Origin of the sequence: Dysgonomonas termitidis, from assembly GCF_042654545.1 — a bacterium.
GTDB lineage: Bacteria > Bacteroidota > Bacteroidia > Bacteroidales > Dysgonomonadaceae > Dysgonomonas > Dysgonomonas termitidis.
In genome coordinates this window covers 1-10,327 of record NZ_JBHSGN010000098.1, presented here as the reverse complement: position 1 = coordinate 10,327, position 10,327 = coordinate 1, and the positions used below count along the sequence as shown (strand labels likewise).

The following is a 10,327-nucleotide window of genomic DNA, read 5'->3' as shown; positions in this document are numbered from 1 at the left end:
GATATGCAGGATGGCTCTAATTATCAGGTAGGATAGTGATAAAAAAAAGACTGCATGCTTACACATTACAGCCTTTTTTAAGTAGAAATTTCAGTTAAATATTGGTGTAAAAGTAAAAATAATTAGCGGATTAGCAAATGAGCGGAGCAGCTTATAACTTATTACTCATAACTTATAAATTAAAAAATTATGTTACAAATCACAACCACCGATAAGGCTATTAAGGTCGTAAAAGACGGCCAACTGGTAGCCATCAAACAAAAGGGCAAAATATGGTATAATTATACCGTAAACGGCGTGTATCTGTATCCCTTTTCGGACAAAGACGACTTTATAACCGAGACCTGGGCAAACGGCGTGACGCTCGACGGCGCCGATATCACGCCCGGCAATGTAGAAGAAAAATTCGAGGATTTTTTTTTGACTAGTGGCGGAGGGGGAACCGCCGCTGTCTGGGGACAGATAACAGGAACGCTGTCTGACCAAACCGATTTGAATGATACATTGACCGGCATACAGGAAGACACCGACGGGCTTACTGCCATAATTACAGGCGGTACGGCCGGGCAGGTGCTCACATCTTCCGGAACCGGTAGCACACCTGTCTGGCAGACTCAAAGCGTGGAGATGCCGAACGGAAGCGTTAACGACACTTATCAGGACCAGCCAGTAGACCGCTACTATTGTGTCGCTAAAATAACGTCCGACCCCCGGCCGGAGGGCAGCTTCTGGTATAAAGACATGTTCAGGTTCGATTTTATCATAGCTAATCAGGCGGCGGATATAAACGGATACTCTGCAATAGGTAATGTCAGCGTATATGCGGGACAGTGGCCGAACGACGCGCAGGTGATAAACAAAGTTGTTTCGGTAGGCACTTTAGAAAGCGGCAACCTGTATATAACTCAAGAAGAGGTTCCTGAGAATGGCGCAAAAAGGGTGGTCTATAAAATATGGATGCGTAAATATATCACTCAAACGCACGACAGTAACATCTGTTTCCTTCAGGTGTCAAATATACTGTATTATTCCGGAGAAGGAGGCATGGTCGATTACCTTATAGAATATTTCAAACCGACGGCCCCCGATGAGTTTATTGGCACTTTGCCATCACAGACAGAAGCATCAACCCCTATAGAAGAAATCTCTTTCAATGGGAATGTAAACCAGGATCTGGAGGTGCCCGGAGGGCAACAGCTGGAAGCAATCAACATACAAAACGATAGCTTGAGGCTAATGGTAGTCAGCCAGGATTGGCTGGAAGGTAACAGTGAGACAAAGATCGGGCAGATATCTTTAGTTGACTACGGCGGCGGGGAGGCAATCATCTGGGACTACCAAAATGGATGGAACCCTGACTTTGACTTCCTGTATGCCGATACTGACAAAGAGTATTATGTAGCATGGGACACAGTAACTAAAACTATAACATTCACCCCGGGGGATGTAGTTACGAATGTAAGCCCTGATATAGGTGTATTGGATGGGATGTTATGGGTGAACGGGTCGCCGGGAGAATCGGTAGAGGTGTAAAAAAGCCGGGTACAATGATATGATGCTGTATAAGTTTACAGTGTGACGCAGTCGGCGCGCAATAGTAAAGCCCCTTTCGGGGCTTGCTTCGTTTTGGTGCTTTGTGTGTTTTTATGTACATTTGGTTCTGTGTTTTGTGCGATTTGGTTTTTGCAATAATAGAGGGTAAGTAAGAAATTATGAATTTGAGAAAAGTTGTCAATTTTGTCAACTTTTGATAAATAATAAGTTTTAAGCAGTATATAATGAGTAGTTTATATGATATAGTTAAAATACTCCCTCCGGGGGCTAGGGGGCCTAGATGATACAATTTGCAAATGAACATACAATGCCGTTGGTTCGCCGGATGTGGAAAACATGCTTTGGCGATGCTGACGATTTTCTGGATATCCTTTTTAAGTATAAGTACAGGAATGAAAATACGCTGATATACTTTGACGGGGATAAAGCTGTCGCCTCTTTGCAGATGCTGCCCTATACAATTACGTTTTACGGAGAAGAAATTCCCTTTGCCTATTTAGCGGGGTTATGTACTCTGCCCGAATACCGCAGAAGGGGGTATATGGATCGATTGATACACAAGGCGCACAGCGTGATCGGAGAGAGAGGGATACCCTTATCCATCCTTGTGCCGGCAGAGGACTGGCTATACGGTTTTTATGAAAAATACGGTTATCAGAAAGTATTTGATAAAGGAAATACCCCGTTATATCCGTTAAAGAAGATACTGGAAGATAATCCTGATATGGCCGGGGCTTACAAAGTATATGACGCATTGTTCCGCGGTAAAGACCTTTGTGTGCAAAAAACATTTACGGATTTCAAAGCTATAGTAGAAGAGCAAATCATAGACGGATTTCCGGAAAAGTACGATATCGCAGGGATGGCGAGGATAATGGACGCAGATTTCCTGTACGGTTTGTACTCCGAAAAACAACCCCATGCCGATATGGAGATAAAAGATATACGTTTCCTATGCCGCCTGTTGTTCGGTTATAAGACGGATGAACTGGATGAGCCTTTCAGAAGCTTATTCCCGTTGCGTCATCCTGTAATGAACCAGATGCTCGAATAAAAGATTTTTTAAGAACACCGGAATGATTTTTTAGGCCGATTCTGAAAGAAATCCACTATCTTTGGTACTTGATTTAATGCTGTATCCTGCTAATGGAAAACTTCGGAATAAGAGATATTGTTGATATACTGTTGGTTGCAACAGTAATGTATCAATTGTATAGGATTGTATCGAGGTCTGGTACGGGCGCTATTTTTAAAGGTGTTTTAGCATTTATAATCCTTTGGGTGCTTGTCTCGCAGGTGTTGCAGATGCGCCTGATGGGTGCTATCCTCGATAAGTTTACCGACTTCGGGCTGTTTGTACTTATCATCATTTTTCAGGATGAAATAAAGCGTTTCCTTATATCCCTTGGTTCGAACCGTACTTTTCGCTTTATAACGAAGATATTCAGGTCGAAAGATGTAGGGGAGTTAAACGATTCTGTAATAACCTCCCTGGTGCTGGCTTGTATGAATATGGCCAAGACTTATACCGGAGCCCTGATTGTGATAGAGCAGGAGATAAAACTTGGTAATTATGCCGATACCGGAGAAGCACTGGACGCCGATATAAGCACACGTCTTATAGAGAATATTTTCTTCAAGAATACGCCTTTGCACGATGGGGCTATGATTATAGGAGGTAACAGGATCAAGGCGGCAGGATGCATCCTTCCGGTGGCCCAGAACCATGATATTCCAAAGTCTTTCGGGTTAAGGCACAGGGCTGCCATCGGTATATCGCAGGAAACTGACGCTAAAGTAATTGTGGTATCGGAAGAACGCGGTAAGATCTCATTTGTGAGTCAGGGTAAGATCGAAGCGAATATAACTCCTGAGAAATTGCAGGAACTTCTTATAGGAAGTATGCGTAAGAAGAAAAAGGCGAAAATGACAGGAAGTTAATTTTGATAACAGGACTAAAATATAAGGCGTAAAAGTACCCACTTTTACGCCTTATGTTTTTTTCTCCAGATTTATTATTTCTGATCAAACTCTCCCGGATTATCAGGGATTATATCAATTAAGTATATTTTAAATCTCAATGTTGTATAAGCAGGCACGGCTATATATCTTGTGCCGCTGGCGCTGGTGCTGTAATAATCAGTTGTTCCATACCCAAGCTGATAAGGAATAATTACTTCAACCTGTTTCCCTTTCTGCATGTTTTGTAGCATAGTCCTCATTCCATCAATATAATCGCTGACACGTCCACGCAGGATATAACCATTGTTGTCGTTTTGAAAAATATACTTTGTTCCATCTTTTTGCAGGAAGAACCCTTCGCAACGATAAGCCACACTATCGGTAAAATATGGAGTTTGGGTATCTGTGATTTTAGTTGAAGCAGTCTTTGTGATCTCTGCGTCATAATCATCTATATACTTAAAATAGATAGTACCGTTTTTGCTCTCAGATTCACGTGACTGATACACTGATTTATCTATATCCGCCACCTGTTTTTCATTATACGCTTTCCATTCCTCATCAATTACAATATTATTATCATCAGTGCTGCAAGAGAAAAAGAATGCCAGCGGGCAGAGTATGGCGATTAAAGCAAATAGTTTTTTGTTCATAATTTTTATAGTTACGAGTTACGAGTTGCAAATTACAAGGGGCGGAATTCATTCATCACTTATAATTTATAACCCATAATTATTTTATATTGTTTTCAATAAGTTCTTCATACTTACTTTGTCGGCTATTATATCAGCCAGTTTGTCTATGGCTACGCGCTCCTGTTCCATAGTGTCGCGATAGCGGATTGTAACTGTATTATCCTCCAGCGATTGGTGGTCTACCGTTACGCAATAAGGAGTTCCAATAGCATCCTGACGGCGGTAACGTTTACCGATACTGTCTTTTTCGTCATACTGACATTTGAAATCGAATTTCAAATTATCGATTATTTCCTGGGCCTTCTCCGGCAGTCCGTCTTTCTTTATCAAAGGCAGTACAGCCAGCTTGATTGGAGCTAATGCTGCCGGTAGTTTCAATACCACGCGGCTTTCTCCGCCTTCCAGTTCTTCTTCGCAATATGCTGCTGACATAGTGGATAAAAACATGCGGTCGACACCGATTGATGTTTCAATAACGTAAGGTGTATACGATTTATTGAGTTCGGGGTCGAAATATTGTAATTTTTTACCTGAATATTGTTCATGACTGCTCAAGTCGAAGTCGGTACGGGAATGAATACCCTCTACTTCCTTGAACCCGAACGGCATCTCAAATTCGATGTCGGTAGCTGAATTTGCATAGTGAGCGAGCTTGTCATGGTCGTGGAAACGGTATTTGTTATCCCCGTATCCAAGCGCCTTGTGCCACTTCATACGTGTTTCTTTCCATTTGGCAAACCATTCCAGCTCTTCTCCCGGACGAACAAAGAACTGCATTTCCATCTGTTCAAATTCGCGCATGCGGAAAATAAACTGCCGCGCAACTATCTCGTTGCGGAATGCCTTACCTATCTGAGCTATACCAAACGGTATCTTCATCCGTCCTGTCTTCTGTACATTCAGGAAGTTTACGAAAATACCCTGTGCCGTTTCGGGGCGCAGGTATACTTTCATTGCGCCATCAGCGGTAGAACCCATTTCGGTGGCAAACATCAGGTTGAACTGGCGCACATCGGTCCAGTTACGTGTTCCGCTGATCGGGTCTACGATTTCGCAATCGATGATAATCTGGCGAAGCTCTTCCAGGTTGCTGTCGTTCAATGCTTTTGCGAAGCGGGTATGTACCTCGTCGCGTTTTGCCTGGTTTTCCAGTATACGCGGGTTTGTCTGGCGAAACATGGCTTCATCGAAGCTGTCACCGAATCTTTTAGCCGCTTTTTCTACTTCTTTATTTATTTTGTCGTCGATCTTTGCCATGTACTCTTCTATCAGTACATCGGCACGATAACGTTTTTTGCTGTCCTTGTTGTCAATCAAAGGGTCGTTGAAAGCATCCACATGCCCCGAAGCTTTCCAGATGGTAGGGTGCATAAAGATAGCGGAGTCGATACCTACTACATTTTCGTTGAGCAGTACCATACTGTCCCACCAGTATTTCTTGATATTATTTTTCAGCTCCACACCCATTTGCCCGTAATCGTACACGGCACTTAATCCATCGTATATTTCACTGGACTGAAATACAAAACCATACTCTTTGCAGTGTGAAACTATCTTCTTAAAAATATCTTCTGACATATCCCTTCAACTCGTTTTATGTTTGTTTTATATGTAATTGAATAAGTTGCACAAAGTAAACACTTTTTTTTGATATAGGAGGGGGTGCCATATCACTTATTAGGGAAACCACACGAAATTTAATCTTTTTAAAAAAGTTTATCTATATAATAAGCTATTAGCCGTTAGCTATTAGCTTATAGCTCTTTGAAGTGTTGATTAAAGCAGTTACGAGTTTGCCTCGCCTTCGCTTCGGCGAATGTTATTTCTTCGCCCTTCGGGCAGTTACGAGTTACAAGTAAACAAGATACGAGATACAAGTTGTTAACTAATGACTGTTTACTGTTTACTGACATATCTGTTACCTTTGTTACTTTTTAACCATATATAGTTAACGAATGCAAAAATGACAGAATAAAAATAGTGAAAAATATGTCAGGATTGTCAGGTTTTAACATTGCATGGTTAATAAATATAAATTTGATTAAGCGCCAGACCAGAGAGAATAGAAATAAATAAAATTTTCTACAATGCACTTTAGTGAATTTTCCATGTTTAACACTCTATAGAGAAATACTAAAAAAAGCGTTACCTTCGTTTTTTATATAAAATAGAATATTAATGAGGTATTTGTATTTATTCCTGCTGTTTGTAATAAGTCTCACTTCTGTTTCGCAGACAGGGAAGAGAGATGTCAGGGGATATATACAAGGCACTGTATATGACGAAAAAACAAAAGAGCCGATCGTTTCAGCGACTATTCGCCTGTTAAATCAGTCAGATAGCGTTTATATACAAGGTGTGGCGTCTAGCGAAAAAGGAAAGTTCAGGCTTTTGGCATCTCCGGGCAAATATATGCTGGAGGTCTCATTTATAGGTTATAAGACTTTTTTACAAAACTTTAATACTACTGCAAAAAGCCCGGATTATGCGGCAGGAGATATCTATTTGGAGGAAAATACAATTGAATTGGGCCCTGCCGTAGTAGAAGCAAAAGTTCCCAACATTCTGGTAAAAGGAGATACAATAGAATACAATGCGGGTTCATATACCTCACAGGAAAGTGATATGTTGCAGGATATGTTAAAGAATATCCCCGGAGTGGAGGTAGATGCGAACGGGAATATAACAGCCAATGGTAAAACTATAAATAAGATACTGGTAGACGGTAAAGAGTTTTTCGGAAACGATATACCGATGGCTCTCGCCAACCTGCCTGCCAATATGATAAAGAAGCTGCAATTGTATAAAGAACAATCCGAGACGGCAAAAGTAACAGGATTCAGGGATAAAGATCCCGAACAGGTGCTTAATCTGGTCGTAAAAGAAGAACTGAAGCAAAGCACTTTCGGCGATATCAAAGGAGGATATGGCAGTGACGATAAATACGCCAATAAGGTACTGGTAAACCATATGCGGGGCGATAATCAGCTTTCCTTTGTGGGGGATATGAATAATGTGAGTGATGATGAATATATGTCGGGGATGGACAATGGCATAGATAAGAATAAGAATGTGGGTGTGAATGCTTATATGCAAGTCTCGGAGAAATTCAAAATAGGCGGAAATGTAAGGTATTCGAACAACGAGAACCTGATGGAAACCAAGACGAATACTCAAACATTCCTTTCCACAGGCGACCGCCTTGCAAAACAGAATATGTCATCGTCCAACATGCGCGAAAATACGAATATAGGAATGAATATACAGTGGAAACCCGATAGCCTGACCACCGTTTTTGCCCGCTCGTATGTCAGTTTCAATAATACAGGTAGTGATCAGGTATCGACGAATTTTTCCTATGTGGCAGACAAAGATACCACTTCGGGACAGTCTGTAAATCGGTCGAAAGGAGACGGATACAGTCTGAATAATTATTTCACTATCGGCCGTAAACTGAATAATAAAGGGAGGACGGTCAGCTTGTCTTTTAATAACTCGTTGCGAAAAGATAACAGTAAAGGGACGAATTATTCCCACACAACTTATACCGGAGAGACAGAAGACAAAATAATAGATCAACGGACAAATACTGATAATAAAACAAACAGCTATAACATATCCATGTCTTATGTGGAGCCGCTTGGGAAAGATTACCGCCTGCAACTTTCCTATTCCTACGGCCTGAATGGCTCGGAACGGATACGTGACGTACGCAAGAAGGACGGGGAAGGTAATTATACGATTATAGATTCGGCTTATGCCCGGAACACTGACAATACATATATAAACCAGAATGTCAGCCTTAACTTCCAGGCGACAAAAGAGAAATACAGATACACTATTGGTTTTAGCGTAGACCCTTCGCATTCCCGCAGTAAAATCAGCCTTGGTGATTCTATCATCGAAAATCTGAGGCAGAGTGTGGTGAACTTTTCTCCAAGCCTCAATTTTTCATATACTCCGGATGAAAGGACAAATATAGATTTTAATTATTCGGGTTCTACAAGCCAGCCCGGGATCAGCCAGTTATCAGCTGATACGGTCATTGTAAATGCCTTGTCGAAATATTACGGCAACCCTAATCTGAAACCCAGCTACAGTAATAATTTAAATGTCTTTTATCAGAAATCGGATTACGAGACGAGCCGTTTCCTGATGCTTATGGCCGGATTTAATTATACATTCAACAATATTGTGGACTATACCCTGATAGACGAACAGGGGAACAGTACCAATACATACAGGAATGTAAGTGGAAATATGGGTGCCAACGTAAATTTCATGTACAATACACCTTTAAAGAATAAGAAATTCACTGTTACCAACAATTCTACAGGCAATTACTACAAGAACATCGGCTATACTAACGGCGAAAAAGCCATAACTCATAATGTGGTACTGGCAGAACAGGTGTCGGCCAGATTTAAGAATGATAAATTCGAAACAACTCTGCGTGCAGGCATATCTTATAATATGACAAGGAATAACCTGACCGATTTGCAGGACAGGAATACGACGAATTATACACTCAATCATTTTGCCATGTGGCATCTTCCTTACGATTTTGCCATTACCAGCAGCCTCAGTTTTTCTTATTATTCGGGGTATGAAGATGATTTTAAGAATAGTGAGGTATTATGGAATGCATCCATATCGAAACAATTCCTGAGGAAGAAAAAGGGTACGATTAAAGCGCAGGTTTTTGATATACTTAACGACAGGAACAATATTACCCGTTATGTGAGCGGTAACTATATGTCCGATTCACGGACAAACACAATCAACCAGTATTTTCTGGTGACCTTCTCCTATAAATTCAATATAATTAAAGGGAAAAAGAGTTCAGATGAAGGAGAAGAAGTATATGAAGGCGGCTATTATTAACATAAGATATACAAAAGCCCCTCTGATCGGTCCGGATCAGAGGGGGCTTATATTCTCTTAAAAGTCGACATGATCGGGGTCGGGGCCGATGCGCATATTCTTATTCAATGAGTTAATTGCCTTGATGTCTTCATCCGCCAGTTCAAAGTCGAATATATCGAGATTTTGAGCCATTCTTTTTTCATTGGCTGATTTTGGTATTGTAACCACCCCTCTCTGATAGTCCCAGCGAAGGATAATCTGAGCAGGAGACTTCGAATGTTTAGCTGCCAGGTCGGCTAATATTTTTTCTTCGAACAAACCTGTCTGATTTGCAGCGAACTGGCTCCACGCTTCAGTCTGAATGCCTGCTTTCTTGCAGAAATCCAAATCACTTTGCTGTATCAGGTAAGGATGTAGTTCTATCTGATTTATAGCTGGTACTATAGTTGTTTCCTGCAATAAAATTTCCAGTTGATGTTGCTTGAAATTACTTACTCCGATGGCTTTTACTTTTCCGCTCTGGTAGATTTCTTCAAATTTTTTCCATGTTTCAACGAACCTGCCCTCTACTGGCCAGTGTATCAGATATAAGTCCAGATAATCCAGATTGAGCCTTTTCAGACTCGCTTCGAAAGCTTCCTTTACTTTTCCACTCCGTTGGTCGGCATTCCACATTTTAGTGGTGACGAAAATTTCTTCCCGTGGAATACCTGAATTCTTGATTGCTTTGCCTACTGCTTCTTCGTTGTGATAATACATAGCTGTGTCAATATGCCTGTATCCGACCTTTAGCGCGGTTTCTACTACTCTTTGCGCCTCGTTGTTATCCTCGATGCGGAATACGCCAAGACCAATCCATGGCATTTGTACACCATTATTCAGTTTTACTTTTTCCATTGCTTTTCTATTTATAGATTATTGACCGTGATATTAATTTAACAATTTAAACTGTGATTAAGTTTAGATAATTTTATCTATATAAATATGGCTTTTAACTCTTTGAGATATTGAAATAAGTAATGTGCAGACGGGTAGGCAGGTGCGTTGTTAACTGTAAAAGGTGTTGTTATTCTGATCCTATCGCCTTCGCAAGATGATGCTTTATAAAATGAATATTAACAAAAAGACAGCTAAAATCTATTGTTATGTAAATTTTTATTATCTAACTCACAATTCTGTTGCTTATTGAATAATTAATTCAAGTTGCTATTTATAGAATTATCCAATAAAAAAGGTCAATCCCTTAACTT

The 10,327-nt window shown here is 40.7% G+C and carries 7 protein-coding genes; 4 read left to right on the top strand and 3 right to left on the bottom strand.

Annotated elements, in window-relative coordinates; genetic code table 11:
- The first annotated feature begins 189 nt into the window (after window positions 1-189).
- From ACFO6W_RS16820 to cdaA, 3 genes are all read left to right on the top strand, one after another.
- Window positions 190-1,533, top strand: coding sequence for a hypothetical protein (locus tag ACFO6W_RS16820; RefSeq protein WP_379998520.1), 1,344 nt, complete (start codon window positions 190-192; stop codon window positions 1,531-1,533).
- A 301-nt stretch (window positions 1,534-1,834) separates the two neighbouring features.
- The gene (locus tag ACFO6W_RS16815) at window positions 1,835-2,608 is read left to right on the top strand and encodes a GNAT family N-acetyltransferase (protein WP_379998518.1); all 774 of its coding nucleotides are present in this window, start codon (window positions 1,835-1,837) and stop codon (window positions 2,606-2,608) included.
- Between the two features lie 92 nt (window positions 2,609-2,700).
- Window positions 2,701-3,495 carry a diadenylate cyclase CdaA gene (gene cdaA / locus ACFO6W_RS16810; RefSeq protein ID WP_194225267.1) on the top strand — a complete coding sequence of 265 codons (795 nt, stop codon included), beginning with the start codon at window positions 2,701-2,703 and terminating at the stop codon, window positions 3,493-3,495.
- A gap of 74 nt (window positions 3,496-3,569) precedes the next feature.
- Here cdaA and ACFO6W_RS16805 read toward each other — a convergent pair whose 3' ends face one another.
- Complete coding sequence (locus tag ACFO6W_RS16805) at window positions 3,570-4,169, bottom strand: FKBP-type peptidyl-prolyl cis-trans isomerase (protein ID WP_379998516.1); 600 nt, start codon at window positions 4,167-4,169, stop codon at window positions 3,570-3,572.
- An 84-nt stretch (window positions 4,170-4,253) separates the two neighbouring features.
- Complete coding sequence (locus ACFO6W_RS16800; protein WP_379998514.1) at window positions 4,254-5,789, bottom strand: glycine--tRNA ligase; 1,536 nt, start codon at window positions 5,787-5,789, stop codon at window positions 4,254-4,256.
- Window positions 5,790-6,389: 600 nt separating this feature from the next.
- Here ACFO6W_RS16800 and ACFO6W_RS16795 point away from each other — a divergent pair.
- A complete protein-coding gene (locus ACFO6W_RS16795; protein ID WP_379998512.1) occupies window positions 6,390-9,095 on the top strand; it encodes an outer membrane beta-barrel protein in 2,706 nt (901 codons plus the stop codon).
- 57 nt (window positions 9,096-9,152) lie between these two features.
- Here ACFO6W_RS16795 and ACFO6W_RS16790 read toward each other — a convergent pair whose 3' ends face one another.
- The gene (locus ACFO6W_RS16790) at window positions 9,153-9,974 is read right to left on the bottom strand and encodes an aldo/keto reductase (RefSeq protein WP_379998510.1); all 822 of its coding nucleotides are present in this window, start codon (window positions 9,972-9,974) and stop codon (window positions 9,153-9,155) included.
- Window positions 9,975-10,327: the final 353 nt, after the last annotated feature.